The organism is Streptomyces sp. NPDC052299, assembly GCF_040679335.1.
Taxonomy (GTDB): Bacteria; Actinomycetota; Actinomycetes; order Streptomycetales; family Streptomycetaceae; genus Streptomyces.
Genome location: NZ_JBFAUP010000002.1, coordinates 1 through 25,500, shown reverse-complemented (window position 1 = coordinate 25,500; position 25,500 = coordinate 1). Strand labels below are relative to the sequence as shown.

Sequence of the window (25,500 nt, the reverse complement as noted above, 5' to 3'; positions counted from 1 at the left end):
TCGGGGCGTCCGACGCGGAGTCGCCCGACTCCCCCAGTGTGGCCGGGGACGGGTGCGACGGGCACCCCTCGGCGCTCGTCAGGCCGGCGGTGTCCGGAGGCGGTCCAGGAGGGCCGCCTCCGCGGTGTCGGAGTGCGTGCCCTCCCAGCTGGCCAGGGGGACGGCTCGCAGATGGCGGCCCTGCGGGTCGAGGAGGTGACCGGCGAGTTTCATCGGCCAGAGGGTGAGCGCCCGGTCGGCGACGGTCAGTTCGGGGTGGCGGGCGGTGAGCCGGGACTCGAAGGCGCCGATGTCGTCCACCGAGCGCAGCCACGCGGCCAGGAGCAGGTTGTGCGGACCGGTCAGCGAGGCGCAGAGCCGGATCTCGCGGATCTGGCTGATGCTCTTCGCGAGCTGGGGCGCCCGGCTCTGCGGCACCGCCGCCCAGTACGAGACCGAGACCGGCCAGCCGGAGAGCGACCGCGCCACCTCGCAGCGGTAGGCGAGCGCCCGGTCGGCGTCCAGCCGGTCGAGGCGGCGGCGGACGGTCGTGGGGCTGAGCCCGGTGCGTTCGGCGATGTGGGCGACGGGCCTGCGCGGGTCCTCGCCGAGAACGCGGACGAGTTCGAGGTCGCGCTCGGGAACGGTGTGGGTGGGCTGCCGGTTCGGGGCGGGCGGGGCGAGCCTGCGGCGCTGCTCCTCGGTGAGGCGGTCGAGCCGCCAGCGGCTGCCCTCGGTGTGCAGGGTGGTGGCGACCTGGGTGCGGGAGGCCGCGACGCCGTCGAGGGCGCCGAGGCGGAAGCCGACGTACCGGGCGAGCTGGGCGTGGTCCGTGAAGACCGCGGTGACCAGGAGGTCCCGGCTGCCGCTGACGTGCTCCAGATTGAACACGTGCGGGTCGTCGGCGATGTGTCCGGCCACTTCGTGCAGCCGCCCGGAGACGCAGTCGACCTCGATGAAGGCGACGAGGGTCCAGGTGTGCGGGCCGCTCGCCGCGACCGAGGGGTGCACGCCGATCCAGGCGTGGCCTGCCTGGGTCAACCGGGCCCAGCGCCGCGCGACCGTCGAGGCGTCGATGTCGAGCACGTCCCCGATGGTCCGCCAGTCCGCACGCGGCGCGATCTGGAGCGCGGTGACGAGGAGCAGATCGAGTTCGTCCAGCACGGGGCCGCCCTCCCGGTGACCGTTTCCTGCAGATGATCTGTCTGAATCGGAGGATACCGGCATCACGCGCGCCCCGAACGGCCGGATCGGCACCATACCAGGCATGTTCGCACGCACTGACGCCCTCTCCGTCGAAGACTCCCTGGTCCGGCTGCGCCACGAGCTGCACCGGCAGCCCGAGCTCGGCCTCGACCTCCCCCGCACCCAGCGTGCCGTTCTGGACGCCCTGTCCGGACTGCCCCTGGAGATCACGACCGGCCGGCAGCTCAGCTCGGTGACCGCCGTGCTGCGCGGTGGCCGGCCCGGCCCCGCCGTACTGCTGCGCGGAGACATGGACGCGCTGCCCGTGCGGGAGGACAGCGGTGTGCCGTACGCCTCCGAGGTGCCCGGTCGGATGCACGCCTGCGGCCACGACGTGCACACCGCCGGGCTGGTGGGGGCGGCGCGCCTGCTGGCCGGGCGGCGCGAGGAGCTGGCGGGCGACGTGGTGTTCATGTTCCAGCCGGGCGAGGAGGGCATGGGCGGCGCCCGGCTGATGATCGAGGAGGGCGTGCTCGACGCGGCCGGGACCCGGGTCGTCGCCGCGTACGCGCTCCACGTCACCTCCGCGGTGCTGCCCGTCGGCACCGCGGCCGTACGGCCCGGCCCGATGCTCGCCGCCTCCGACGAGGTCACCGTCCGCGTCGTGGGCGCAGGGGGCCACGGATCGTCGCCGCACCTGGCGAAGGACCCGGTCCCGGCCGTCTGCGAGATGGTCACCGCGCTCCAGACCCTGGTCACGCGCACCGTCGACATCTTCGACCCGGCCGTGATCACGGTGGGCTCGCTGCACGCCGGTTCGGCCGGCAACGTCATCCCGGGGACCGCCGAGTTCACCGCCACCATCAGGACGTTCTCCGAGGAGACCCGCGCCCGGGTCCGGGCCGCCCTGGAACGGACCGTGCGGGGGATCGCCGACGCGCACGGCCTGACCGCCGGGACCGACTACCGCGAGGGCTACCCGGTCACCGTCAACGACGCCGCCGAGGCCGCGTTCGCGCTGCGCACCGCACGCGAGGTCCTCGGTGCCGCGCAGGTCTTCGAGGCACCGCGCCCGATGGCCGGCTCCGAGGACTTCTCGTACGTGCTGCACGAGGTGCCGGGCGCCTACGTGGGCCTCGGCGCGTGCCCGCCCGGCCTCGATCCGTCGGCCGCGCCCATGAACCACTCCGCGCAGGCGGTCTACGACGACCGAGCGGTGGCGGACGCCGCCGCCCTGCTGGCCGGGCTCGCGGCGCGGCGCCTCCAGGAGGCGGCCGAACGCACGGAGCAGCCGTCATGAGCACGACCGAGTCCAGCAGATCCGCCCCCACGGAGACCGTGTCCGTCGGCGCGGTCGTGGGCCTGCTCGTCCTCTTCGAGCTGACCAGCGGATTCCTTCAGGGCGGGATCGCCCCGCTGCTGCCGGACATCGGCACGGAGCTGGGGATCGCGGACGCCGACCTCAACTGGGTGGTCGCCGCCCAACTGCTCGCCGCCGCCGTCTCGGTGCCCGCCTTCGGCCGACTCGGTGACGTGTACGGGCACCGCCGGATGCTGCGGGTCTCGCTGGTGTGCGTCGCCGTCGGCTCGCTGCTCGTGGCCTTCGCCCCTTCGCTGCCCGTGCTGCTGGCCGGCCGGGTGCTGCTGGGCCCGCTCGCCGCCCTGCTGCCGCTGGAGATCGCTCTCGTACGCGACCGGCTCTCCGTCGAACGCGCCCGCGGAGCCATCGCGCGCCTGGTCGGCGCGCTCACCCTCGGCACGCTGCTCGGCGGGGTGGTCATGGGCCTGGCGCACAAGGCGACCGGCGATGTCCGGATCACCCTGCTCCTCCCGGCCGTGCTGGCCCTGCTCTGCGTCCCGGTCTCGTTCCTCGCGATCCCGGAGTCCACCCGGACGCCGGGCGCCCGGCTCGACTGGCCGGGCGTGGGCCTGCTGAGCCTGGCGGTGCTCCTGCTGCTGGCGGGGATCTCCGCGGCGAAGACCGGCCCCCTGCTCTCCGGCGCGGTGCTGGTCCCGGTGCCGCTCGCCCTGCTGGCGGGCGCGGTCTGGGCGGTGCGCGAGCTGCGGGTGCCCGATCCGCTGGTGGACCTGCGGGCGCTGGCCGACCGCAGCGTCGCCCCGTACTTCCTGTGCGCGGCGGCGTTCGGCGTCGTGTACTTCGGCAGCCTGGCTCCGGACTCGACGTTCCTCGCGGCGGACCCGGAGCGGACCGGCTACGGCTTCGGGCTCTCCGCCCTCGCCATCTCGCTGATCGCCCTGCCCGCCGGGGTGGCCGCCGTCGTGGGCTCCTCCCTGACCGCCCACGTCGCTCGGCGCGTCGGCTACCGCCCCGCCCTGATCGCCTCGTTCGCCCTGATCGGCGTGAGCTTCCTGTCCACCGCCGCGTTCCACACGGCGCTCTGGCAGCTGGTGGCGGCCAAGGTGCTCGCCGGTGCCGGGATCGGCGTGGCGCTCGGCGCGCTGCCCACGGTGATCGCGGAGGCCGGCGCACCCTCCCGTACGGGGATCACCACGGCGCTGTACAACAACGTCAAGACCCTGGGCGGGGCGGTCGCCGGAGCGGTCATCGCCGTCATCCTGGCGACCCCGGCGCCCGAGACCGGGAGCACCGTCTCCGACACCCAGGAGGCGGCGAGCGAGTCCGGGTACGTCGCGGTCTGGCTGCTGTGCGCGCTGCTCTCCGCGGGTGCGGCCATGGCGGCGGCGGCCGCGCGGCGCGGGGCGGCGGACTGACGGAAGCCCTGCCGTACCACGAGGATGGCCGACGCACCGTCCTCGGCCCGGGAGCCGCTTCCGGGGTGGGCGGCCCTCAGCGCCTGACCGCGCGCAGGACGACGAACTTCGGGTCGCCCGCCACCGTCTCGCAGTTGCCGAAGACGCGCCGCAGGGTGGTGTGGTGGCCCAGGTGCCGGTTGGCGACCACCCAGAGCTCGCCGCCCGGGCGCAGCGCGCGCCGCGCCCCGTGGAACATGGCCCGGGCGGTCGCGTCGGTGGTGGCCTGGTGGGAGTGGAACGGCGGGTTGTTGAGGACGAGGTCCACGCTCCCGGGTTCGGCTCCGGCCAGACCGTCCCCGACGACGAAGCGCGCCGGGGCGTCGGGCGCGGTGTTGTCGCGGAAGGTGGCCTCGGCCGAGGCGACGGCCTGGTACGACTCGTCGATGAAGGTGAGGGTGGCGTCGGGGTTGGCGAGGGCGGCGGCGAGGCCGAGCACGCCGTTGCCGCAGCCGAGGTCCACGACGCGGTCGGGCCCGCTGCGGTCCGGCAGGTGCTTGAGGAAGAAGCGGGTGCCGATGTCGAGCCGGTCGGCGCAGAAGATCCCGGCGTGGTTGGTCACGGTGCGCCCGGCGGCGGCCCCCGCGTCCGGCGGCAGCTCGTAACGCAGTGGCCAGGGGCTGGGGGTGCGGGGCAGGGCGGGGTCCGGGGTGCAGTGGATGAGCCGCGCCTTGCGGACGGCGAGGGAGGTCCGGGTCGGGCCGATGAGGCGCTCGAAGAGACTGAGCGTGGAGGTGTGGATCTCCTTGACCATCCCGGTGCCGATGACGACGGTCCCGGCGTGCACGGCGGGCGCGATGCGGTGGAGCTGGTCCTCCAGGAGCGCCAGGCTCTTCGGGACGCGTACGAGCAGCACGTCGACGCGGTCCGGCGGGGTGTCGCGCGGGGACAGGAGGCGCACCGAATCGGCGGGCAGCCCGTTCCGCTCCAGGTTCGCGGCGGTGGCGCGCTGCCCGAGGTAGGAGTCGCTGATCTGTACGGGGCGGTGCGCGGCCAGGACCGTGCTCAGGGCCCCCCAGCGGTCGCCGGTCACGACGACGTGGCCCGAGACGTCGACCGCGTCCTCCAGGTGCTGGAGCAGATAGGCGTCGGCCGCATCCCAGGCACGGAACGGGTCGCGGGGGTCCTCGGGGAAGCGGGCGAGGTCGTAACCGCCCTCTGACGTCGTCAAACGGTTCATTGTGCGTTCAGGCTAACCGAGCGGCGCCCGGCACCCGAACCCGCGAGGGGCGCGACGGCAGGGGCCGCCGCGCCGTACCGCTGTCTACGGCAGTCGCTTGTCGATGGCCGCCCGGCCCTCCCTGGCCAGGGTGCGCTCCGCCCACTTGAGGTTCTCCGGGGTCAGGTCCCGGCCCGACGCGAGCACCAGGTCCTCCGCGGACGGGTTGTCGGTGGCGCCGGTGTGCAAGAGGTCGTCCGGAGTCAGGCCCCGGGTGCTGGATACGGAATCGGACTCGTCGCTCATGCCGCCTCCTTGTCCTTCCCGTCATTCTCGCCCGCCCCCGGCGCTCCCGCATCCGAGACCGGGGCGGGGTCCCGGAACGGGTTCCGGGCCCTCACTTGACCTGCACATGATAGATACGCGGGGTTCACACATCGTGACGGTCCGCATGGAAGGCTCCCGCGTACACATAGCGGACACGACCACCGCGGAGCCGTCCCCCACCCCGTGACGGCGCCGCGGCGCGCGTATTCCCGGAGAGGACACCCCACATGTCCCGTCGTCACCTTCCCGCCCGCCACGCACTGCCGGCCGCGCTCGCCGCACTGGCCCTGTTCAGCGGCACGGCCGCCGCCGCACCCGTCGCGACGCCACCGCCCACCGCCGCCTCCGCGCTCTCGGCGCTGGACGACACGTACTACGAGGACGCGACCGGAAAGACCGGCGCCGCACTGAAGAGCGCCCTGCACACGATCATCAGCGACCAGAGCAAGCTCACCTACAGCCAGGTCTGGGACGCCCTGAAGGACACCGACGAGGACCCGGCCGACTCCTCGAACATCATCGAGCTGTACACCGGGCGCTCCGAACCGAAGAGCAACAACGGCGGCAGCGTCGGCCAGTGGAACCGCGAGCACGTCTGGGCCAAGTCCCACGGCGACTTCGGCACGGCCACCGGTCCGGGCACCGACATCCACCACCTCCGTCCGTCCGACGTCCAGGTCAACTCCACCCGCGGCAACAAGGACTTCGACAACGGCGGTACGGAGCTGAGCGACGCCCCGGGCAACTACACCGACTCCGACTCCTTCGAACCGCGCGACGCGGTCAAGGGCGACGTGGCGCGGATGATCCTCTACATGGCCGTGCGCTACGAGGGCGACGACGCGTTCCCCGACCTGGAACCCAACGACAGCGTGTCCAACGGTTCCTCACCGCACATCGGCCGGCTCTCCGTGCTCAAGGCCTGGAGCGAGCAGGACCCGCCGGACGCCTTCGAGAAGCGGCGCAACGACGTCATATACGAGGACTACCAACACAACCGGAACCCGTTCGTGGACCACCCCGAGTGGGTGGAGGCCATCTGGTGAGGACCGCGCGTCCCTGACTCCGGCCGCCGGCCGTCAGCTCCGCTCCGCCTGGGCGATCCAGGGGAACGACTTGACGCCGGCGGCCTTGCGGCTGTTGGCGTGCTGGCTGACGGTCTTGTCGGTCGGCGCGTCCGGGAAGCCGAGCACCACGGAGTCCAGCACCTTGCCCGACGCGTCCACGAACTCGACGCGCACGGCGAAGAACGCCGGCTTGTCGCTCCCGTTGGTCACGCGCACCAGCGCGCTGCGGAACCGCTCCCCCGGCCGGACCGCGATGCCGTTGACGGAGACGTCGTCCATCGCGTTGCCCTTGCCGTCGACACCCTTGAGGGTCGCCACGGCCTTCTGCCGGTTGCGCTCGACGTCGGCGGACACCGAGGCGGCGAACTCGTCCTGGGTGCGCTCGCTACGGGTCGCGCTCGGGCTCGCCGTCGGTTCGGCGGAGATCGTGCGGGTGCTCCTGGCCGTACCGGCCGACGACGTGTCGGAGTCGCCGCAGGCTGCCGCCCCGGCGACGAGCACCGCGACGAGTGCGGCGGGAGTCAGGCTGCGGATGGCGCGGCCTCGGAAGGGGCTGTGCGCGGGACCGGTCCGGTTCACAAACGCTCCGTCCACTGAAGCGGGCACGAGGAAGCAGCGCTTCCCGCACCCGGAATGACCAACTCGCCCATATTAGGATCAAAAGGTATGAATTGACTCGTTGAATCACCCGCTCCGCACGCAGTGCGCGATTCCCCGGGAGGGAACTGATGGACACGGACGCCCTGACCGCCGGCCTGCTGCAGGAGCTCCGCCGGACCAGGCCCTATCCGGCCCTGTCCCTGACCATGCCGACCCACCGGCGCGCCCCGGACAACGCGCAGGACGCCGTACGCCTGCGCAACCTGCTGTCCGAGGCCCACAACCGGCTGGATGCCGATCCGGAGGTCGGCCGGGAGGCGTGCGCCGCGATCAAGCAGCAGCTCGACCGCGCGCTCGGCGAACTCGACCAGCGCCGGGCCCTGGACGCGCTCGTCCTGCTCGCCACCGCCGACGAGTACCAGATCTGGCGGCTGCCGCGCACCACACCCGAACGGGTGGTGCTGAGCGACAGCTACCTCACCCGCAACCTGGTCGCCGCGAAGGCGCAGGCCCGCCCCTTCTGGGCGCTGACCGTGGCCGCCGACCACGCCGCCCTCTTCAGCGGCACCACCGAGTCCGCGCAGGAGGCCCACGCCGGCGGCTTCCCGCTGGCCGCCCCGCGCGAGGAGTTCAACCCGCAGCGCATGGAACGGATCGGGGACACCGCGAGCAACTTCGCCAGCGAGGACACCCGTAACTTCCTGCGCACGGTGGACGAGAAGCTGCGCGCCGTCCTGGCCACCGATCCCCGCCCGCTGTACCTGGTGGGCATCGCACCGGCCCTCGCCCTCTTCGACGAGGTCAGCGAGTGCGCGAAGGACGCGGTCGGCCGGGTCACCAAGGGCGCGCCGGCCGACAACGCGCCCCGCGACCTGCTCACCGAGCTGCGCCCGGCCCTGGACGCCCGGCGCGCGCACTTCGCGAAGGAGATCGACGGACGGCTGGACTCGGCGCGCGGCCGCAAGGCGTTCGCCGGCGGCCTGGACGAGGTGTGGGCCGCGGTGCGCGAGGGCCGCGCCGGTCTGGTGGCCGTGGAGGAGCACTACCAGCAGACGGTACGGGTCGACCAGGAGCACCTGAAGCCGGTGACCGACGACGTGGTGGACCCGACCGACGCGAGCGTCCGCGAGGACATCGTGGACGAGCTGGTCGAGGCGGCGCTGGACAGCGGCGCGGAGGTGTTCTTCGTCGCGGACGACTCGCTCAAGGGGCACGGCCGGATCGCGGCCGAACTGCGCTTCTGAGTTCCCGCGGCACACGCCGAGGGCCCGGACCGGGATTCCCGTCCGGGCCCTCGGCGTACGGCCTGGGGCGGGTCAGCCCTCCCAGGACCAGTCGGCGACCTCGGGCAGGTCGGTGCCGTGTTCGCGGATCCAGGCGTGGTGGCGGGTCCGGGTGTCCGCCATCTCCTGACGCACCGCCACGGCCCGCACGCCCAGGCCGGGGACCCGGTCGATGACGTCCATGACCAGCCGGTAGCGGTCGAGGTCGTTGCGGACGACCATGTCGAAGGGGGTGGTGGTCGTGCCCTCCTCCTTGTAGCCGCGCACATGCAGCTCGCTGTGGCCGGTGCGACGGTAGGCCAGCCGGTGGATCAGCCACGGGTAGCCGTGGTACGCGAAGATGACCGGCCTGCCCCGGGTGAACAGCGCGTCGTACTCGGAGTCCGTCATGCCGTGCGGGTGCTCGGAGTGCGGCATGAGCCGGGCCATGTCGACCACGTTGACCACCCGCACGGCGAGCTCCGGCAGATGGCGCCGCAGCAGCTGGGCGGCCGCCAGGGTCTCCAGCGTGGGTACGTCACCGGCGCAGGCGAGGACGACGTCGGGCTCGCGGCTGCCGTCCTCCGTGCCCGCCCACTCCCAGAGCCCGGCGCCGCGCGCGCAGTGCACCCGGGCCTGGTCGAGGGTGAGCCAGTCGAAGCCGGGCTGCTTGCCGGCCACGATGACGTTGACGTAGTCCCGGCTGCGCAGGGCGTGGTCGGCGACCGAGAGCAGGGTGTTGGCGTCGGGCGGCAGGTAGACGCGTACGACTTCGGGGCTCTTGTTGAGGATGTGGTCCACGAACCCCGGGTCCTGGTGCGAGAAGCCGTTGTGGTCCTGGCGCCAGACGTGCGAGGTGAGCAGATAGTTGAGCGAGGCGATGGGGCGGCGCCAGGCGAGGCGGCGCGACGTGCGCAGCCACTTGATGTGCTGGTTGACCATCGAGTCCACGATGTGCGCGAACGCCTCGTAGCAGGAGAACAGCCCGTGCCGCCCGGTCAGCAGATAGCCCTCCAGCCAGCCCTGGCACAGGTGCTCGGACAGGACCTCCATGACCCGGCCGTCCCGCGCCAGGTGCTCGTCGGTCGGGAGGGTGCGGGCCTGCCATGCCTTGCCGCTGGCCTCGTAGACGGCGTCGAGCCGGTTGGACGCCGTCTCGTCGGGACCGACGAGACGGAAGTCCCTGCGGTGCGCCGTCGCCGCCATCACCGCTTCGAGGAGACCGCCGAGTACGCGGGTGGGCTCGCGGAGCGTGGTGCCCGGCCGGTCCACGGGGACGGCGAATCCGTCGAGGTCCGGGACGGGCAGATCGCGCAGGAGCAGGCCGCCGTTGGCGTACGGGGTGGCGCCGAGGCGGGCGGCGCCCTCGGGGACGCAGGCCAGCACCTGTTCGGTCGGGCGGCCCTCGGCGTCGAAGAGCTCGTCCGGCCGGTACGACCGCAGCCACGCCTCCAGCTGGCGCAGGTGGTCCGGGTTGTCGCGGACGCCGGGCAGCGGGACCTGGTGGGCACGCCAGGTGCCTTCGACGGGCAGCCCGTCGACGTCGGCGGGCCCGGTCCAGCCCTTCGGAGTGCGCAGCACGATCATCGGCCACCGCGGCCGGTCCGTCTCGCCGTCTGTGCGGGCGGCGGTCTGGATCTCCGCGATGCGGTCGGCGGCGCGGTCCATCGCGAGGGCCATCGCCCGGTGCACGGCGCGCGGTTCGTCGCCCTCCACGTACAGGGGGTCGTGTCCGTAGCCGCGCAGCAGGGCGTCGAGCTCGGTGTGCGGCAGGCGGGCGAGGACCGTGGGGTTGGCGATCTTGTAGCCGTTGAGGTGGAGCACCGGCAGGACGGCCCCGTCGTGGACCGGATCGAGGAACTTGTTGGCGTGCCAGGAACCGGCGAGCGGTCCGGTCTCCGCCTCGCCGTCGCCGATGACGCAGGTGACCAGCAGTTCGGGGTGGTCGAGTGCGGCACCGTAGGCGTGGGCGAGGGAGTAGCCGAGTTCGCCGCCCTCGTGGATGGAGCCGGGGGTCTCGGGGGCGACGTGGCTGGGGACTCCGCCGGGGAACGAGAACTGCTTGAACAGCCGGCCCATGCCCTCGGCGTCCCTGCTGACGTCCGGGTACGCCTCCGAGTAGCTGCCCTCCAGCCAGGAACCGGCGAGGACGGCGGGGCCGCCGTGGCCGGGGCCCCAGATGCACAGCGCCGGTGTTCCGCGCGCCCCGATGAGGCGGTTGAGGTGGGTGTACACGAGGTTGAGGCCGGGTGAGGTGCCCCAGTGTCCGAGCAGCCTGGGTTTGATGTGCTCGGGGGCGAGGGGCCGGGTCAGCAGGGGGTTGTCCATCAGGTAGATCTGCCCGACGGCCAGGTAGTTGGCGGCCCGCCAGTGCGCGTCCAGCGCGTCGAGCTCCTGGTCGGACGGGCCGGACGGCGGTGGGGCGTCGCTCATGGTCACCTCTCAGCGGGGCCGGTCGGGGGCGTCGCGCGTACGGTCACCGGGGCTCGGCGCCGTACCAGACGGTGGTGGCGTTGCAGAACTCACGGATGCCGTGTCCGGCGAGCTCGCGCCCGTAGCCCGAGCGCTTCACTCCGCCGAAGGGCAGCGCGGGGTGGGATGCGGTCATGCCGTTGAAGAAGACGCCGCCGGCCTGGAGGTCCCGGACGCAGCGTTCGGCCTCGTCGGCGTCGCGGGTCCAGACGTTGGAACTGAGCCCGAAGGACGTGTCGTTGGCGACCTCGACGGCCTGGTCCAGGCTGTCCACGCGGTAGAGCGTGGCGACCGGGCCGAAGGTCTCCTCGCGGTGGACGCGCATCTCGGGTGTGATGCCGGCGAGGACGGTGGGCGCGTAGAACCAGCCGTTCTCCAGGCCGCCGCTCAGGCCCTCGGGGCGTCCGCCGCCGCACAGCGTCTCGGCGCCCCTGTTCACCGCGTCGTCCACCAGCTCCGCCAGGTCCGCGCGGCCCTGCTCCATGGCGATCGGCCCGACGTCGGTGGACTCCTCCAGCGGGTCGCCCACGGTCAGCTCGCGCATGCCGACGGTGAAGCGCTCGGCGAACTCCTCGTACACCTCGGTGTGCACGATGAACCGCTTGGCGGCGATGCACGACTGGCCGTTGTTCTGGGCGCGGGCGGTGACGGCGGTGCGGGCGGCCTTGGCCACGTCCGCCGAGGGAAGGACCAGGTAGGGGTCGCTGCCGCCGAGTTCGAGGACGGTGTGCTTGATCTCGTCACCGGCGATGGCCGCGACGGAGCGGCCGGCCGGTTCGCTGCCGGTGAGCGTCGCGGCGGCCACCCGGCGGTCGCGCAGAATGCCCTCGACGGCCTTGGAGCCGACCAGCAGGGTCTGGAAGCAGCCGGCCGGGAAGCCGGCGCGGTGGAAGAGGTCACCGAGGTACAGCGCGGTCTGCGGCACGTTCGACGCGTGCTTCAGCAGGCCCGTGTTGCCGGCCATCAGGGCGGGGGCCGCGAAGCGCACGACCTGCCACAGCGGGAAGTTCCACGGCATCACGGCGAGGACCGGGCCGAGCGGCCGGTAGCGGACGTACGCGCGTACCGCGCCGGAGTCCTCCACATCGGCGGCCGCGGGGTGCTCGTCGGCGAGCAGTTCCTCGGCGCGCGCGGCGTACCAGCGCATGGCCTTGGCGCACTTCGCGGCCTCGGCGCGGGCGGCCTTGACGGGTTTGCCCATCTCCAGGGTCATGGTGCGGGCGATGTCCTGCTGGTCCTCGTCCAGGAGGTCGGCGGCCCGGTTGAGCAGCCGGGCCCGTTCGGCGAACGTGGTGGTGCGGTAGGCGCGGAAGGCGGTGTCGGCCGCGGCGATCCGCTGCTCGATCTCGTCGTCCTCCAGCGCGTCGAACGTCCTGAGCGTCTCGCCGTTCGCGGGATTGACCGTCGCGATGGGCATGACTGTGGCCTCCTTGCCTCGGTACTTCGACCGTGCCGCGCGGCGGGCCCGCCCGCAACGCGGGCCGTGCCCGGGTGCGGCCCCCGCCACCGCATACCCGTCCGGCGCGGATCATGCATGCTCGGGACATGCGATCCGCGCCGGACGGGGGCCTGCGGTGGGGCTGGGGCGTGCGTCTCAGACGAGCGCCGGGGCGGCGTCGGGGACCGGGACGGTCTCGTCGGCCGCGGCCGGGACCGGCTCGGGGATCTCCGCGACCGCGGCCGGCGGGCGGCGGGACTCGCGGACACCGGGCAGCGGCGGCAGCGGCACCAGCTCGATGTGCTGGGGCTCCTGGGCGTACCGGGTGAACCAGACGACCTTGCCGTCCGCGGTCCGGCAGGTGCCCCAGCTGTCGCTGAGGGCCATGACCCGGCTCAGGCCGCCGCCCTCGTGGAGCAGCCGCGGCATCTCGGAGCCGTTGTCGGCGACGGAGACCGTGAGGTGCCGCCCGGACCACCGGAGTTCGACGACGCAGCGGTTGTCGTCACCGACGTGCCGGTGGACATTGGTCAGCAGCTCCTCCACGGCACGGCACACGGGCCGTACGTGGAGTTCGAGACTCCAGTGGCGCAGGTGGGCCGCGACTATGCGTCGCAGCTGGTCCACACGCTCTGCGGACACCTGGAGTTCGACCAGATAGTGCCGGTCGAGTGGAACGGTCATCGTCGAGGCTCCTCACATCGAGGCCCACGACTTCGCCTCGTTGAACCAACGACCCCCGAATACGAAGAGTGAGCAGATGTCTCTTCTGGGTCACTCCACAGGGTGACCCGGCTGGGCCGGTCGCGCAACATATCGGGCCGGGCACCCGGCGTGACCGGCGCTTTCGCGTCAGGCCAGGTGGGTGAGCACCCGATCGGGTGTGAGGGGAAGCGTGCGCAGCCGGACTCCGGTCGCGTGCCGGAAGGCGTTCCCGACGGCCGCGGCGGCGCCGACGATGCCGATCTCGCCGATGCCCTTGCTGCCCATCGGGTTGAGGTGGGGGTCGTCCTCCTCGATCCAGTGCGCGTCGACGGCGGCCACGTCGGCGCAGACGGGGACGTGGTAGGAGGCGAGGTCGCACTCGGTGAAGTCGCCGTAGACCGGGTCCAGGGTGGAGCCCTCGGTCAGGGCCATCCCGATGCCCATGGTCATGCCGCCGGTGAACTGGGAGCGCGCGGTACGGGGGTTGAGGATGCGGCCGGCCGCGAAGACGCCGAGCATCCGGCGCACCCGGACCTCGCAGGTGCGGGTGTCGACAGCGACCTCGGCGAAGTGCGCCCCGAAGGCGTGGCGGGCGTACGGGGAGGTCTCCGCGGTCTCCTCGGTGGTGTCGGCGGCGACGGTCACCCCTTCGGCGGGCAGCGGCCCGTTGCGCGCGGCGAGCTCTTCCGCGAGCCCGGAGGCGGCCTTGTGCACGGCCCACCCCCAGGAGGCGGTGCCGGACGAGCCGCCGGCCAGCGGGGCGTCGGGCAGGTCGCTGTCCCCGATGTCGATGGCCACGTCGTCGAGCGGTGCGCCCAGCGCCTCGGCGGCGATCTGGGCGAGGACGGTACGGGCGCCGGTGCCGATGTCCGTGGCGTTGACGGCGATGCGGTAGGTGCCGTCGGGCGCCGCGTGCGCGGAGGCGTGGCTCGCACTGGCGTAGACGGGGTACGTGGCCGAGGCGACGCCCGTGCCGAGGAGCAGGGCGCCCTCGCGGCGGACGCCGGGGGCGGGGTCGCGGTCCCGCCAGCCGAAGCGTTCGGCGCCCTCGCGCAGACAGGCGGCCAGCCCCCGGCTGCTGAACGGCTTGCCGGAGTCGGGTTCGTCGGCCGGGTCGTTGCGCAGCCGCAGCTCGACGGGGTCGATGCCGATTTCCACCGCGAGTTCGTCCATCGCGGACTCCAGGGCGTACATGCCGGGGGCCTCGCCCGGGGCGCGCATCCACGACGGGGTGGGCACGTCGAGGGCGGCGACCCGGTGCGTGGTGCGGCTGTGCGGCGAGCCGTACATGACGCGGGCGGGCACGGCGGCCTGCTCCACGAACTCCTTGATCCGGGACGTGTGGGTGATGATCTCCTGGGCGACCGAGGTGAGCGTGCCGTCCGCCCCGGCGCCGAGCCTGACGCGCTGCACGGTGGGTGCGCGGTGACCGACGAGCGCGGGCATCTGCCGCCTGGGCAGGGCGAGTTCGACGGGCCGGCCGGTGTGCAGGGCGGCCATCGCGGCGAGCACGGCCTGCGGGCGCGGGGTGCCCTTGGAGCCGAAGCCGCCGCCGACGTGCTCGGATACGGCGGTGACCCGGTCGGCCCCGATGCCGAAGGCGGCGGCGAGGCTGTCGCGCACCTTGGTGGCGCCCTGGCTGGAGTCGTACACGGTGAGGTGCCCGGCCGGCGACCAGTGGGCGGTCGAGGCGTGCGGTTCCATGGGGTGGTTGTGCAGCGGCTCCAGGGTGTACGTCACGTCGACGCGTACGGGCGATTCCGTGAACGCCCGGTCGAAGTCGCCGCGTTCACGGACCGCGGGGTAGCCGCCGTTGGCCTGTTCCGGGGTGTAGAGCCCCGCGTGGTCCTCGGTGAGCACAGCGTCGTGCGGGGTCGTCTCGTAGGTGATGTGCAGGGCGGCCGCGCCGGCCCGGGCGCTGGCGAGGCTGTCGGCGACGACGAGCGCGACGGGCCAGCCCCGGTGGGGCACCCGGTCGTCCTGGAGGACGGCGAGGATCGGGTCGTCCGGCTCGGCCAGGCGGGGCGCGTTGTCGTGGGTGAGGACGCTGTGGACGCCGGGCTGGGCGAGGGCGTCGACGGTGCGGACGGCGGTAACCCGGCCGGACGGCACGGAGGCGGGCACCGGCCAGGCGTACAGGCAGCCGGGCAGGCCGCGTTCGGCGGCGTAGCGCGCGGTGCCGGTCACCTTGGCGCGGCCCTCGCGGCGGACGGCGGGCGCGCCGAGCGGCTGGCGGGCGTGGCTCATGGCGGGTTCCTCGGCTCTTCAGGTGCGGGCGGTGAGTTCGGCGAGGGCGTCGACGGCCAGGTGCCGGGCCAGGCGCACCTTGAACGCGTTGTCGCGCAGCGGGCGGGCCCCAGCCAGCTCGGCGTCGGCGGCCCGCAGGAAGGTCGCGTCGGTGGCGGGTGCGCCGCGCAGGATCTCCTCGGCCGCACGGGCCCGCCAGGGGCGGTGGGCGAGCCCGCCGAACGCCAGGGCCGCGTGCTCGACGTGTCCGTCGCGTACGCACAGGACGGCGGCGACGGAGGCCAGGGCGAAGGCGTACGAGGCGCGGTCGCGGGCCTTGCGGTAGAGGCTGACGGTGCCGTCGGCCAGGGGCGGCAGCAGGACGTCGGTGACGAGTTCGCCGGGCCGGACGACCGTGTCGGCGTCGGGGTTGTCGCCGGGCAGCCGGTGGAAGTCGGTCACCGCGACGGTCCGTTCGCCCTCCGGCCCGTGCAGCACCACGTCCGCGTCGAGTGCGGCGAGGGCCACGGCCATGTCCGAGGGGTGGGTGGCGACGCACTCCTCGGAGTGCCCGATGACGGCGAGGTCGCGGTGGCTGCCCTCGATGGCGGGGCAGCCGGTGCCGGGTTCGCGCTTGTTGCAGGGCTTGGACGTGTCCTGGAAGTAGGGGCAGCGGGTGCGCTGGAGGAGGTTGCCGCCGGTGGTCGCGACGTTGCGGAGCTGCCCGGACGCGCCGGCCAGCAGCGCCTGCGAAAGGGCGGGGTAGCGGGTGCGTACGACGGGGTGGGCGGCCAGGTCGCTGTTGCGTACGGTGGCGCCGATGCGCAGGCCCCCGTCGGCGGTGTCCGCGATGTGGTCCAGCGGCAGCCGGCTGACGTCGACCAGCATGCCGGGGGTCTCCACCCCGAGCTTCATCAGGTCGACCAGGTTGGTCCCGCCGCCGAGGAACTTGGCACCCGGGTGGGCGGCGCAGGCGCGCACCGCGTCGGTGACGGTCTCGGCCCGCAGATAGGCGAAGGGTTTCACGACGCCACGTCCTCGATGGCCTCGACGATGCGCGGGTAGGCGCCGCACCGGCAGAGGTTGCCGCTCATCCGCTCCCGGATCTCCTCCGGGCCGAGCCGGGCGGGGGTGGCGACGGGTGCGTCGTGCGGGGTGACGTGTGAGGGGTGGCCCTGGCCGGCCTCGGCGAGGACGCCGGCCGCGGAGCAGAGCTGGCCCGGTGTGCAGTAGCCGCACTGGAAGGCGTCGCGTTCCAGGAACGCCTCCTGGAGCGGGTGCAGCCGGTCGCCGTCCGCCAGGCCCTCGACCGTGGTGATGCGCGAGCCGTCGTGGGCGACGGCCAGCAGGAGACAGCTGTTGGCGCGGCGGCCGTCCACGAGGACGGTGCAGGCGCCGCACTGGCCGTGGTCGCAGCCCTTCTTCGCCCCGGTGAGGTCCAGGTGGTGGCGCAGGGCGTCGAGGAGGGTGGTGCGGTGGTCGAGGGTGACGGTGCGCTCGGTGCCGTTGATGTGCAGGGTCAGGGTGGCGGAGGGGAGGTCGCCGGGCGCCTCTGCGGCGCCGCCTTCCCACGAACTGGCCGGGTCCACGCGCGACACCTTTCGACGAGGTCACTTTGTCCGATTTCTACCAGATGCGGCGGCGCCTCCGGTCCTTCGCGGCCCCGCACGCGGCGTTCGGCCTACTTGTTCTCCAGGCGCAGCCGCACTTCCTCCTCCTGGTCCCCCGACACCGTGCCCACCACCCGGACGGCGAAGGCGTCGGCCAGCCCGGCCCTGAGCCGGTCCACCGCGTGGTAGCCGCCCTGCACATCGAGCGTGACGGGGACGCCGAGGGTCACGGACCCCGAGACCACCCGGGCCTCGGACACGTCCACGGTCGCCGCCCACGCCGTGGGCCGCCTGCCCTCGGTCTCGTGGGGCACGTCGGCGGAGGAGCGGTCGGTGGTGAAGGCGGCCCTCAGCACGTCGAAGACGGTGCGCGCGTCCTCCTCCGGGCACTCGCTGAGGACGACCGACACCTCCTGGTCGTGGTGGTCCTCCGGGGCCTGTCGCTTGTCCTGTGCGCTGTTCACCGCGGCTCCTTCCGAAGAGCATTGCCGTCATAACCAGGCTGACCCCGCGCGCGGGCGGCGGCGACAGGAGCGGCCCGGGACTCCCCCGCGTGCCCGGTGCGGCCCGGGCTCACACCCTCGAAACATTTTCGGCGCCCATATCCACTTAAAACATGAATTCGATCGCCGGACCGAGTGACGCCTGTGTCCTGGGGTATGCGGCAAGCATGGACGTTTCGGATGGAGCCCTTAATTCCCTGGCGGTCACTCTCGCGGACGGACGCGGCGCGACGGGCGTCGTGATGGGCGTGATCGGCGTGCTCCTGGTGATCATGCTGATCGGCGCCTTCCTGCTGGGCAAGCGGCGGCACGACCAGGAACTGCCCCCGCCCCGGCCGGACGAGCAGCCGGTCGGCCCCGAGCACCGCAGCCACGAGGAGAAGCCGGACGTCCACGGTGACGACCGCTTCCCGGCGGACGGCCGCGGCCTGTCTCCCTACGAGCTCGGTGAGCACGGGAACGAGCCGATCCGCCACGAGGACGACGACAAGCGCGACTGACCCGGCCCGGAGGGGGCGCGGGCGGCGGCGTCGCGTTTGCGGGAGCGGCCGCCCCCGGCGAGGCTGGGTGACGGTCCCGAAGCCCGTCGGCACATCCGCCGCGTCCCCCATGAAGGCAGTGGCACCATGACCCCAAGCACCTCCGGCACGGCGCCCGCGCGTGCGGCCCTGACCGGGTCCGCCGCTCCCTGCTGGGTCAATCTGATGACCCGCGATCTCGAGTCCGCCCAGAAGTTCTACGGCCCGGTGATGGGCTGGAGCTTCCGCCCGGGCCGGCTCGGCGACGACTTCGCGGTGGCCCGCCGCGGCGATGTGCCGGTCGCCGGCATCGGGGCCGTGGCCACCGCCTTCCGGGTCGCGGTGGCCTGGACGCCCTACTTCGCCGTCCGGAATGCCGATGTGGCCGCCTCCCGCATCCGGGAGCGCAGCGGCACGGTGGCGGTGGGTCCGCTGTCGCTCGGCAAGGGGCGCGGCGCGCTGGCCGCCGACCGGGACGGGGCCGGGTTCGGCATCTGGGAGCGGACCGCACCGGCGACGTCGCCGCCCGCCCCGGACGGCCACGCGCACGCCTGGCTGCGGCTGCGCACCCGGAGCGCCTTCGACGCCGCGATCTTCTACGGCGAGGTGCTGGACTGGGCGAGCGGGGAGCCGGGGGCCTGCGAGGTGTCGTACGCGAGGGACGAGGTGATCGTCCAGTGCGGAGGCCGTCAGCTGGCCCGGATCAGCTCCGGCGCGGTCGAGGCCGCCCCCGATCCGCTGGTCCGCCCGCACTGGCAGGTGAACTTCCCGGTGGACGACGTGACCCTCGCCGTGGAGCGGGCCCGCGAGCACGGGGGCTCCCTGGTGGAGGAGCTGTCGGGCGCCGAGGGCCGGGAGGCGACGCTCCTGGACCCGGACGGCGGGCTCTTCACCGTCACGGACGCGCACCGCGCGGCGAAGGGCTGAGGGCGTGGCTCAGGCGACCGGCAGGAGCAGTTCGGGCCGGTCCCACATCACCGCGGGCGGCGCGGCCCGTACGGTGCCGGTCCGCCGGGCGCCCATGGTCAGGTAGAACCCCTCCGCCGGCGGATGCGACACGACGCGGACACCGGGCAGCCCTCGCGCCTCCGCCTCCGCCCGCAGGTGGCCGATCAGCAGCCGTCCGGTGCCGGTGCCCTGGGCGTCGTCCGCGACGAAGAGCAGGTCCAGCTCGGGCGGGTCCAGGACGAGCGCGTAGAAGCCGAGCACACGTTCCGTCGCCTCCTGCACCGCCACGAAGACCTCGTGGGCCTCGATGTAGTCCGGCCCCACCCGGTACCCGGCGACCATCGGCGCGTAGGGGCCCTCGTAGGCGCGCGAGGACCGGACCAGCCGGGTGAGGCGTCTGGCGTCGCGCGCGGTCGCCCGCCTGACGCGGACCGGGCCGCCGGATGCCCGGCGGCCCGTCGGCGTAACACTTGATCTCATGGGGCGAGTATTACGCATCCCCGTCGGTGGGCGGCCCCGGGCCCTTCAGCGGGCGGCGCGCCCGGTGCGCCACTCCGCCACCAGGGCGTCCACGTCGAAGGGGCGCAGATTCAGCAGCGGGCCCGGCGGCGGCCTGCGCACGGCCGCGCGGATCTTCTCGTTCACCTCGTCCAGCACCCGGCGGACCTCCGCCTCGGTCCGGATCTCCGGCAGCCCGGCGACGACGTCCTCGGCCTCCTTGCGCAGCGCCAGCGCCGGCGGCAGCACCGACACCCCTTCGCGCTGCATCTTCGACTTGATCCACCACGCCTCGTCGTACGGGGCGCTCAGCGCGTCGATCGGCTTGCCGAACCCGGGCAGTTTCGAGATGTCGCCCTTCCGTTCGGACTCCCGGATCTGCTGGTCCACCCATGATTCGAAGCTGACACCCGCGGGCTTGCGCTCGGTCACCGTGATCCCCTCTCGGTGTACGCCTGTGGCGGCTCTCCCCACCCTACCGAGGGGCCCCGCGACGGAAATCGGACGCGGCGCGTCTCGAAGGCGTTCGCCGGGGTAGACGAGCGTCACGCCCGGCCGGAAGGCACGCCGGGCAGCGAACCCGAAGGGGTGGTGGGAGTGGAACACAGTGACCCGCGGACCGACTGCCGCCGGGGGTGGTGACGATGACGACCCTCGTGATCATCCTCGCGGTCGTCGTGGTGGTGGCCGCCGGAGCGTTCCTCGTCCTCGGCCGGAGGAACGGCGGCCATGGACTGCGGCGGCGTTTCGGACCGGAGTACGAGCGTGTCGTGGCCCGGCACGACGGCGACACCAAGGCCGCCGAACACGAACTGAACGAACGGCTGAAGCGGCACGGCTCGCTGGACGAGCGCGCGCTGACGCCCGAGGAGCGCGAGCGCTACCTCGCCCGCTGGGCGCGGGTCCAGGACCGGTTCGTGGACTCGCCGCAGCAGGCGGTGGCCGAGGCCGACGCGCTCCTCGCGGAGCTGGCCCGGGACATGGGCTTCCCCGACGGCAAGGACTTCGAGGAGCAGAGCGACGCGCTCTCCGTCCACCACGCCGAGCAGGTCCAGGGCTATCGGCGCGTGCACGCCGCCAAGCGCGGCGAGGGCGACACGGAGCAGCTGCGGACGGCGCTGGTCGAGGCCCGGGGCCTCTTCGACGTCCTCGTATCCAACGGCACGGACCGCCCGGTCCGCCGGGACAAGCACCACGCGGAAGGAAGTGGTACGGCATGACCAAGGACACCGGCTCCACCCCCCGGCCCCCCGCCGCGCCCACGGGCCGTCCGGCCCCCGACGACCGGTCCGCCCCGGGCGGCTCCCCGTACTTCTCCGACGACGCCTCGGCCCGTCCGCCCCGGACGGCGCCCCCCGCTCCCCCGGCGGCCGCCCCGGTCCCGCTCGCCGAGAAGGACCTCGGACGCAAGGACGGGAACAGGGACACGGGCGTCACGGAACGGCCGCACACGCCGGACCGCGACGGCCGGGCGCACACCGCTCACGGCGCCGACCGCCTGCTCCCGGCGGGGGAACAGGACCAGTTGGCCCACCGGCTGCACCAGGCGGTGACCGATTTCGTGGAGAGCCCGCACCGGGCGGTGCGGGAGGCCGAGTCCACGTTCGACGCCGTGGTCGCGGGACTCACCAGCGCGCTCAAGGAGCGCCGCGGCTCCCTGCACGTCGGCGAGGGGGACGGGGGCGACCCCGGGGCGCGGACCGAGGAGCTGCGGATCACGCTCCAGCACTACCGCGACCTCACGGAACGGCTCCTGAAGGTCTGACACAAGTACTGGGACGACCGCTGCCCCGGCACCGAGCGTGCCGGGGCAGCGTGCTGTCCGGAGAGGGAGCCGCGCGCTACTGGCCGGTGTAGACGACCAGTTCGCTGCGCAGCCGGCGCAGCGTGGGGCCGGGCACGCGCAGGCAGTCGCGTACGTAGCCGTCCAGGCCGCCCCAGCGCTCGTCCATGGCGGCCAGGGCCGTTTCGAGATAGCGGGGGCGGACCTCGATGATGGCCGAGGCGATGTCCGGGTCGCCGCCGGCGTCGAGGAAGCCCTGCACGTAGGGCCGTCCGACGACCCGCAGCACCGGGTTCACCGCGAGGAACTCCTGCCGCACGACATCGCGCGAGGCGCCGAGGATCAGGAGCAGCAGGGCGGCCCCCCAGCCGGCCCGGTCCTTGCCGGTGGCGCAGTGGAAGAGGACCGGCCGCGCGGCGGGATCGGCGGCCGTGTCGATGAAGGCGCGGTAGGCGGCCGCGGCCCCCGGCGAGAGCACCAGCTGCCGGTACGATCGCGCGACCGCTTCCTCCGCCTTGCCGTTGCCCAGCAGCCGTTCGGCCTCGACGGGGTCGGCGAGCAGCGCGCGGAACCGGGCGGGAGTCACGCCCGGGTTGTCGCCCAGCACGTCGGCGACGAAGAGCCGGGCGCCGGGCGGCAGTGAGTCCGGGGCCGAGCCCCGCTCGTCCGCCGTGCGCAGGTCGACGACCGTGCGGATGCCGAGCGCGGCCACGGCCGCCGCGTCCACGGGGTCCAGTCCGCCGAGCCGGCCGGAGCGCAGGACCACTCCCGGCCGGACGTGCCGGCCCGGGCCCAGCGTGATGCCGCCGAGATCGCGCAGATTGAGGGCGGAAACGGTCGGGACGGCCCTGACGGTTTGCACGATGGATTTCCTCTTTTCCCGGCGCGCATCCGAAATGATTTCGGCCTGGCCGGATCAAAAGTCGCATGATGTCGTCACATCGACAAAGTAAAACGCCGGGGATCATCGAACGGCCGCGAGGGCAGCCGGGAGCCGCGCGGAACGGCTCCCGGCACGCACCGTTCGCGGTGGTCGCCGGCCGGGCGTCGCCGTCGTGCGCGCAGGCGGAAGGGGTTACGGGCTGACGCCCCGTACCCCCTTTCTCACCCGGCGAGCAGCCGCGCCTTCTGGGCCTCGAACTCGGCCTCGGTCAGGATGCCCTGCTGCTTCAGCGCGGCCAGCCGTTCCAGCTGCCCGATCATGTCCTCGCCCGGCGGAGCGGCCGGCTGTGGGGCGGGCTGCACCGGCTGCTGCGCGGCGTACTGCTCCGCCTCCTGCTCGGCGAACTTGTTCTGCTGGTGCTGCTGGACGCGCCCGGTGACGGCGGACGCGGTGCCGGCGATGACGGCGGTGCGCGCGGCGGCCCCGATGAGGCCGGGTCCGCGGCGGTTCATTCCGGGTCCTCGGAAGATCGGCATGGCGTGTTCCCCTTCCGGTACGGGCTCAGCTCTCGTGGCCGGCGGCGGAGGCGGCGGCCTCGGCGACCTCGGCGGGAATCCGTTCGTGGGCGATGACCTGCCCGCCCGACGCGCGGACGGCCTCGGCCAGCGGGACGGCCCACAGGTCCTCCCAGACGATCAGGGCCGCCGAGCTCCCCGGCGGCACGCGTTCGCCGAGCAGCCGGATGTCCTCGCTGCTGAGCATGCCGCTGACCTCGCCCTCGACCGGCTCGAAGGAGACCAGGTCGTCCGGGTCGAGATCGTCCAGTTCGACGGCCTGGATGGTGCCGTCCTCGGACCTCTGCACGAAGGTCAGGTCCAGGATGCGCACCGCCTTCGAGGCGACCGCGTCGGCCAGCGCGGGCGCGATGGCGCCCGTGAACCGACTACCGGGAAACGCGACGACGAGGTATTCCACTGGTCCCACGGTCACGGCTGCGTCCTCTCCGCATGAATGGATTGGCAGCAGCATAACTTCGGGCATTAGCCCCCGCACTGCGACAAAGTCCCGCAAAATCAAGGCGCACGGCTACGCGACAGTACGTAAAGGATCAAGTGCACTGGGGGAGTGCAAGGTCACAGGCCGACGCACTGCTCCTCCCCCGGGAGCTGTCCTAGCATCTGGGCCATGACGGTCCAGCCTGCTGACGGGCTTCCGCTGGCCGCCGGATTCCCCGAGCCCGCCCACGAGCAGTGGCAGAGCCTTGTCGAAGGTGTGCTGCGCAAATCGGGCAAGGACGCGTCGGGACCGGCCGCCGAGGAAGCACTGTCCACCACGGTGGAGGACGGGCTCATCACCCGGCCCCTCTACACCTCGCGCGACGACGCGCCCGACGCCGGTCTCCCGGGCTTCGCCCCGTTCACCCGGGGCGGCAAGCCCGAAGGGTGTACGGCGGGCGGCTGGGGCGTACGCCAGCGGCACGCGTTCACCGATCCCGCCCGGCTCAACGAGGCCCTGCTCGCGGACCTGGAGAACGGCGTCACCTCGCTGTGGCTGGCCGTCGGGGGCACCGCGGGGGTGCCGGTGTCCGGTCTGGGCCGGGCACTCGAGGGCGTCCTGCTCGACCTGGCGCCGATCGTCCTGGACGCCGGGGCGGAACTGGACGACGCCGCCGCCGAGTTGCTGCGGCTGCACGCCGAGCGCGGTGTCGCGGCCGAGCAGGTGCGGGGCAGCCTCGGCGCCGATCCGCTGGGGCGGGCCGCGCGCGAGGGCACCGAGCCCGACCTGTCGGAGGCCGTCCGCTGGGCGCGGCGGTGCTCCGAGGAGTATCCCGGGCTGCGCGCGGTCGTCGTGGACGCGCTGCCGTATCACGAGGCGGGCGGTTCGGCGGCCGAGGAGCTGGGCGCCTCGCTGGCCACGGGCGTCGCCTACCTGCGGGCGTTGACGGAGGCCGGCCTCGGCGTCGAAGCGGCCCTGGGCCAGCTGGAGTTCCGCTACGCGGCGACGGCCGACCAGTTCCTGACGATCGCCAAGCTGCGGGCGGCGCGCCGGCTGTGGGCGCGGGTCGCCGAGGTCTGCGGGGCACCGGGCGCCGGGGCGCAGCGGCAGCACGCGGTGACGTCGCCGGTCATGATGACGCGGCGCGATCCGTGGGTGAACATGCTGCGGACCACGCTGGCAAGCCTGGGCGCGGGTGTCGGAGGGGCGGACGCGGTGACCGTGCTGCCGTTCGATCACGCGCTGGGCCTGCCCGACGCGTTCGCCCGGCGCATCGCGCGCAACACCTCCACGATTCTCCTGGAGGAGTCGCACCTCGCCCGGGTGATCGACCCGGCGGGCGGTTCCTGGTACGTGGAGCGGCTGACCGACGAACTCGCCGAGGCGGCCTGGTCGTTCTTCCAGGAGATCGAGCGTGCGGGCGGCCAGGCGGCAGCGCTGGCCTCGGGTCTCGTCGCGGAGCGGATCGCGGCGACCTGGGCGGCGCGCAGCAAGGACCTGGCGCGGCGCAAGGAGCCGGTGACCGGGGTGAGCGAGTTCCCGCTGCTGGCCGAGCGCCCGGTGGAGCGCGAGCCGTTCCCGGCGGCCCCGGCGCGGGGCGGCCTTCCGGTCGTCCGGCGCGACGAGGCGTTCGAGGCGCTGCGCGCCCGCTCGGACGCTCATCTGGCGGCGACCGGGAGCAGGCCGCGCGTGTTCATCGCCGCGCTGGGCCCGGCGGCGGCGCACACCGCGCGGGTCTCCTTCGCCGCCAACCTGTTCCAGGCGGGCGGCATCGAGCCGGTGCACGAGCCGGTGCGGGTGGACGCCTCCTCGGCGGCCGGGGCGTTCGCCGCCTCGGGCGCCGACGTGGCGTGCCTGTGCTCCAGCGACGCGCTCTACGTCGAACAGGCGGCGGAGGTCGCCGCGGCGCTGGTCTCGGCGGGCGCGCGGCGCGTGTATCTGGCGGGGCGCCCCGGCGCGTACGACGGTGTGGACGAGTACGTCTTCGCCGGCTGCGACGCGGTGGCGGTGCTCTCTTCCCTTCTCGACCGGATGGGTGTGGCGTAATGCGTATCCCCGACTTCTCCGACATCGGGCTCGGGCCGGGCAGCGCCCCCGAGGTCACCGAGGACCAGTGGCGCGCCGCGGTCAAGGAGTCCTCCGGCAGCTCGGTGGGCGACCTGGTGTGGGAGACCCCCGAGGGCATCGGCGTCAAGCCGCTGTACACCGGGCGCGACCTGGAGGGCCTGGACTTCCTCGGTACGTACCCGGGGATCGCGCCGTACCTGCGGGGCCCGTATCCGACGATGTACGTGAACCAGCCCTGGACGATTAGGCAGTATGCCGGTTTCTCCACCGCGGAGGAGTCCAACGCGTTCTACCGGCGGAATCTGGCGGCCGGTCAGAAGGGCCTGTCGGTCGCCTTCGACCTGCCGACCCACCGGGGCTACGACAGCGATCACCCGAGGGTGACGGGCGATGTCGGCATGGCCGGGGTGGCGATCGACTCGATCTACGACATGCGCCAGCTCTTCGACGGCATCCCGCTGGACCGGATGTCGGTGTCGATGACGATGAACGGCGCCGTACT

At 73.4% G+C, this 25,500-nt stretch carries 26 protein-coding genes; 10 read left to right on the top strand and 16 right to left on the bottom strand.

Annotated features, from left to right (window positions below; translation table 11 throughout):
- Window positions 1-78 precede the first annotated feature (78 nt).
- A complete protein-coding gene (locus AB0L33_RS03325) occupies window positions 79-1,143 on the bottom strand; it encodes an Lrp/AsnC family transcriptional regulator (protein WP_365677416.1) in 1,065 nt (354 codons plus the stop codon).
- Between the two features lie 103 nt (window positions 1,144-1,246).
- Here AB0L33_RS03325 and AB0L33_RS03320 point away from each other — a divergent pair, with 103 nt between their 5' ends.
- Both AB0L33_RS03320 and AB0L33_RS03315 read left to right on the top strand, forming a co-directional pair.
- Window positions 1,247-2,464 (top strand): M20 family metallopeptidase, encoded by a 1,218-nt coding sequence (locus tag AB0L33_RS03320; RefSeq protein WP_365677415.1) that lies wholly within the window; start codon window positions 1,247-1,249, stop codon window positions 2,462-2,464.
- A complete protein-coding gene (locus AB0L33_RS03315) occupies window positions 2,461-3,897 on the top strand; it encodes an MFS transporter (RefSeq protein WP_365677414.1) in 1,437 nt (478 codons plus the stop codon). The genes AB0L33_RS03320 and AB0L33_RS03315 overlap by 4 nt, the downstream gene beginning before the upstream one ends.
- Window positions 3,898-3,973: 76 nt before the next feature.
- On the opposite strand, the gene AB0L33_RS03310 is transcribed toward AB0L33_RS03315, so the two are convergent.
- Together AB0L33_RS03310 and AB0L33_RS03305 are read right to left on the bottom strand one after the other, a co-directional pair.
- Window positions 3,974-5,116 (bottom strand): methyltransferase, encoded by a 1,143-nt coding sequence (locus AB0L33_RS03310; RefSeq protein WP_365677413.1) that lies wholly within the window; start codon window positions 5,114-5,116, stop codon window positions 3,974-3,976.
- 84 nt (window positions 5,117-5,200) lie between these two features.
- Window positions 5,201-5,401 (bottom strand): hypothetical protein, encoded by a 201-nt coding sequence (locus AB0L33_RS03305; protein WP_365677412.1) that lies wholly within the window; start codon window positions 5,399-5,401, stop codon window positions 5,201-5,203.
- 248 nt (window positions 5,402-5,649) lie between these two features.
- On the opposite strand from AB0L33_RS03305, the gene AB0L33_RS03300 reads away from it, so the two are divergent.
- Window positions 5,650-6,468 (top strand): endonuclease, encoded by an 819-nt coding sequence (locus AB0L33_RS03300; RefSeq protein WP_365677411.1) that lies wholly within the window; start codon window positions 5,650-5,652, stop codon window positions 6,466-6,468.
- 33 nt (window positions 6,469-6,501) lie between these two features.
- Here the strand turns inward: AB0L33_RS03300 and AB0L33_RS03295 are convergent, their stop codons facing one another.
- Window positions 6,502-7,068, bottom strand: a complete 567-nt coding sequence (locus AB0L33_RS03295; protein ID WP_365677410.1) for a hypothetical protein — start codon at window positions 7,066-7,068, stop codon at window positions 6,502-6,504.
- Between the two features lie 149 nt (window positions 7,069-7,217).
- Here AB0L33_RS03295 and AB0L33_RS03290 point away from each other — a divergent pair, with 149 nt between their 5' ends.
- Complete coding sequence (locus tag AB0L33_RS03290) at window positions 7,218-8,333, top strand: chemotaxis protein (RefSeq protein ID WP_365677409.1); 1,116 nt, start codon at window positions 7,218-7,220, stop codon at window positions 8,331-8,333.
- Window positions 8,334-8,405: 72 nt separating this feature from the next.
- Here AB0L33_RS03290 and AB0L33_RS03285 read toward each other — a convergent pair whose 3' ends face one another.
- The 7 genes from AB0L33_RS03285 to AB0L33_RS03255 form a co-directional block, all read right to left on the bottom strand.
- Entirely contained in the window at window positions 8,406-10,784 is a 2,379-nt protein-coding gene (locus AB0L33_RS03285) for a phosphoketolase family protein (protein ID WP_365677408.1), read from the bottom strand.
- Between the two features lie 43 nt (window positions 10,785-10,827).
- Entirely contained in the window at window positions 10,828-12,240 is a 1,413-nt protein-coding gene (locus AB0L33_RS03280) for an NADP-dependent succinic semialdehyde dehydrogenase (protein ID WP_365677407.1), read from the bottom strand.
- 177 nt (window positions 12,241-12,417) lie between these two features.
- A complete protein-coding gene (locus tag AB0L33_RS03275) occupies window positions 12,418-12,945 on the bottom strand; it encodes an ATP-binding protein (protein ID WP_365677406.1) in 528 nt (175 codons plus the stop codon).
- 168 nt (window positions 12,946-13,113) lie between these two features.
- Window positions 13,114-15,213, bottom strand: a complete 2,100-nt coding sequence (locus AB0L33_RS03270; protein ID WP_365677405.1) for a xanthine dehydrogenase family protein molybdopterin-binding subunit — start codon at window positions 15,211-15,213, stop codon at window positions 13,114-13,116.
- 18 nt (window positions 15,214-15,231) lie between these two features.
- Complete coding sequence (locus AB0L33_RS03265) at window positions 15,232-16,218, bottom strand: xanthine dehydrogenase family protein subunit M (RefSeq protein WP_365677404.1); 987 nt, start codon at window positions 16,216-16,218, stop codon at window positions 15,232-15,234.
- Window positions 16,215-16,781, bottom strand: coding sequence for a 2Fe-2S iron-sulfur cluster-binding protein (locus tag AB0L33_RS03260; protein WP_365677403.1), 567 nt, complete (start codon window positions 16,779-16,781; stop codon window positions 16,215-16,217). The genes AB0L33_RS03265 and AB0L33_RS03260 overlap by 4 nt, the downstream gene beginning before the upstream one ends.
- A gap of 92 nt (window positions 16,782-16,873) precedes the next feature.
- On the bottom strand, window positions 16,874-17,266 hold the full coding sequence (locus tag AB0L33_RS03255) for a hypothetical protein (protein ID WP_365677402.1): 393 nt from the start codon (window positions 17,264-17,266) through the stop codon (window positions 16,874-16,876).
- Window positions 17,267-17,472: 206 nt separating this feature from the next.
- Between AB0L33_RS03255 and AB0L33_RS03250 the strand changes: the two genes are divergently transcribed.
- Together AB0L33_RS03250 and AB0L33_RS03245 are read left to right on the top strand one after the other, a co-directional pair.
- The gene (locus AB0L33_RS03250) at window positions 17,473-17,805 is read left to right on the top strand and encodes a DUF6479 family protein (RefSeq protein ID WP_365677401.1); all 333 of its coding nucleotides are present in this window, start codon (window positions 17,473-17,475) and stop codon (window positions 17,803-17,805) included.
- Window positions 17,806-17,931: 126 nt separating this feature from the next.
- Window positions 17,932-18,750: a VOC family protein gene (locus AB0L33_RS03245; protein ID WP_365677400.1), complete on the top strand. Its 819-nt coding sequence runs from the start codon at window positions 17,932-17,934 to the stop codon at window positions 18,748-18,750.
- A gap of 9 nt (window positions 18,751-18,759) precedes the next feature.
- Here AB0L33_RS03245 and AB0L33_RS03240 read toward each other — a convergent pair whose 3' ends face one another.
- Entirely contained in the window at window positions 18,760-19,251 is a 492-nt protein-coding gene (locus AB0L33_RS03240) for a GNAT family N-acetyltransferase (protein ID WP_365677398.1), read from the bottom strand.
- Between the two features lie 45 nt (window positions 19,252-19,296).
- Entirely contained in the window at window positions 19,297-19,701 is a 405-nt protein-coding gene (locus tag AB0L33_RS03235) for a DUF1992 domain-containing protein (RefSeq protein WP_365677397.1), read from the bottom strand.
- Between the two features lie 212 nt (window positions 19,702-19,913).
- Here AB0L33_RS03235 and AB0L33_RS03230 point away from each other — a divergent pair, with 212 nt between their 5' ends.
- The gene (locus AB0L33_RS03230) at window positions 19,914-20,489 is read left to right on the top strand and encodes a hypothetical protein (RefSeq protein ID WP_365677396.1); all 576 of its coding nucleotides are present in this window, start codon (window positions 19,914-19,916) and stop codon (window positions 20,487-20,489) included.
- Window positions 20,486-21,034, top strand: coding sequence for a hypothetical protein (locus AB0L33_RS03225; protein WP_365677395.1), 549 nt, complete (start codon window positions 20,486-20,488; stop codon window positions 21,032-21,034). The genes AB0L33_RS03230 and AB0L33_RS03225 overlap by 4 nt, the downstream gene beginning before the upstream one ends.
- Before the next feature lie 76 nt (window positions 21,035-21,110).
- Here the strand turns inward: AB0L33_RS03225 and AB0L33_RS03220 are convergent, their stop codons facing one another.
- The 3 genes from AB0L33_RS03220 to AB0L33_RS03210 all read right to left on the bottom strand — a co-directional run bounded on the left by AB0L33_RS03220 (window position 21,111) and on the right by AB0L33_RS03210 (window position 22,925).
- Window positions 21,111-21,914, bottom strand: a complete 804-nt coding sequence (locus AB0L33_RS03220) for a tyrosine-protein phosphatase (protein WP_365677394.1) — start codon at window positions 21,912-21,914, stop codon at window positions 21,111-21,113.
- A 242-nt stretch (window positions 21,915-22,156) separates the two neighbouring features.
- A complete protein-coding gene (locus tag AB0L33_RS03215; protein ID WP_365677393.1) occupies window positions 22,157-22,447 on the bottom strand; it encodes an SHOCT domain-containing protein in 291 nt (96 codons plus the stop codon).
- A 49-nt stretch (window positions 22,448-22,496) separates the two neighbouring features.
- Window positions 22,497-22,925 (bottom strand): DUF6325 family protein, encoded by a 429-nt coding sequence (locus AB0L33_RS03210; RefSeq protein WP_365677392.1) that lies wholly within the window; start codon window positions 22,923-22,925, stop codon window positions 22,497-22,499.
- A 195-nt stretch (window positions 22,926-23,120) separates the two neighbouring features.
- On the opposite strand from AB0L33_RS03210, the gene mutA reads away from it, so the two are divergent.
- Together mutA and AB0L33_RS03200 are read left to right on the top strand one after the other, a co-directional pair.
- On the top strand, window positions 23,121-24,977 hold the full coding sequence (gene mutA, locus AB0L33_RS03205) for a methylmalonyl-CoA mutase small subunit (RefSeq protein WP_365677391.1): 1,857 nt from the start codon (window positions 23,121-23,123) through the stop codon (window positions 24,975-24,977).
- On the top strand, window positions 24,977-25,500 hold a 524-nt coding region (locus AB0L33_RS03200), incomplete at its 3' end, for a methylmalonyl-CoA mutase family protein (RefSeq protein ID WP_365677390.1). The genes mutA and AB0L33_RS03200, both read left to right, overlap by 1 nt.

What these genes read in the sequence shown, in the direction of transcription:
- AB0L33_RS03240 (WP_365677398.1), bottom strand. Translation starts at nt 19,251, where the DNA reads ATGAGATCAAGTGTTACGCCGACGGGCCGCCGGGCATCCGGCGGCCCG.
- AB0L33_RS03290 (WP_365677409.1), top strand. Translation starts at nt 7,218, where the DNA reads ATGGACACGGACGCCCTGACCGCCGGCCTGCTGCAGGAGCTCCGCCGG.
- AB0L33_RS03280 (WP_365677407.1), bottom strand. Translation starts at nt 12,240, where the DNA reads ATGCCCATCGCGACGGTCAATCCCGCGAACGGCGAGACGCTCAGGACG.
- mutA (WP_365677391.1), top strand. Translation starts at nt 23,121, where the DNA reads ATGACGGTCCAGCCTGCTGACGGGCTTCCGCTGGCCGCCGGATTCCCC.
- AB0L33_RS03245 (WP_365677400.1), top strand. Translation starts at nt 17,932, where the DNA reads ATGACCCCAAGCACCTCCGGCACGGCGCCCGCGCGTGCGGCCCTGACC.
- AB0L33_RS03300 (WP_365677411.1), top strand. Translation starts at nt 5,650, where the DNA reads ATGTCCCGTCGTCACCTTCCCGCCCGCCACGCACTGCCGGCCGCGCTC.
- AB0L33_RS03285 (WP_365677408.1), bottom strand. Translation starts at nt 10,784, where the DNA reads ATGAGCGACGCCCCACCGCCGTCCGGCCCGTCCGACCAGGAGCTCGAC.
- AB0L33_RS03315 (WP_365677414.1), top strand. Translation starts at nt 2,461, where the DNA reads ATGAGCACGACCGAGTCCAGCAGATCCGCCCCCACGGAGACCGTGTCC.
- AB0L33_RS03275 (WP_365677406.1), bottom strand. Translation starts at nt 12,945, where the DNA reads ATGACCGTTCCACTCGACCGGCACTATCTGGTCGAACTCCAGGTGTCC.
- AB0L33_RS03270 (WP_365677405.1), bottom strand. Translation starts at nt 15,213, where the DNA reads ATGAGCCACGCCCGCCAGCCGCTCGGCGCGCCCGCCGTCCGCCGCGAG.
- AB0L33_RS03215 (WP_365677393.1), bottom strand. Translation starts at nt 22,447, where the DNA reads ATGAACCGCCGCGGACCCGGCCTCATCGGGGCCGCCGCGCGCACCGCC.
- AB0L33_RS03250 (WP_365677401.1), top strand. Translation starts at nt 17,473, where the DNA reads ATGGACGTTTCGGATGGAGCCCTTAATTCCCTGGCGGTCACTCTCGCG.
- AB0L33_RS03230 (WP_365677396.1), top strand. Translation starts at nt 19,914, where the DNA reads ATGACGACCCTCGTGATCATCCTCGCGGTCGTCGTGGTGGTGGCCGCC.
- AB0L33_RS03225 (WP_365677395.1), top strand. Translation starts at nt 20,486, where the DNA reads ATGACCAAGGACACCGGCTCCACCCCCCGGCCCCCCGCCGCGCCCACG.
- AB0L33_RS03320 (WP_365677415.1), top strand. Translation starts at nt 1,247, where the DNA reads ATGTTCGCACGCACTGACGCCCTCTCCGTCGAAGACTCCCTGGTCCGG.
- AB0L33_RS03310 (WP_365677413.1), bottom strand. Translation starts at nt 5,116, where the DNA reads ATGAACCGTTTGACGACGTCAGAGGGCGGTTACGACCTCGCCCGCTTC.
- AB0L33_RS03305 (WP_365677412.1), bottom strand. Translation starts at nt 5,401, where the DNA reads ATGAGCGACGAGTCCGATTCCGTATCCAGCACCCGGGGCCTGACTCCG.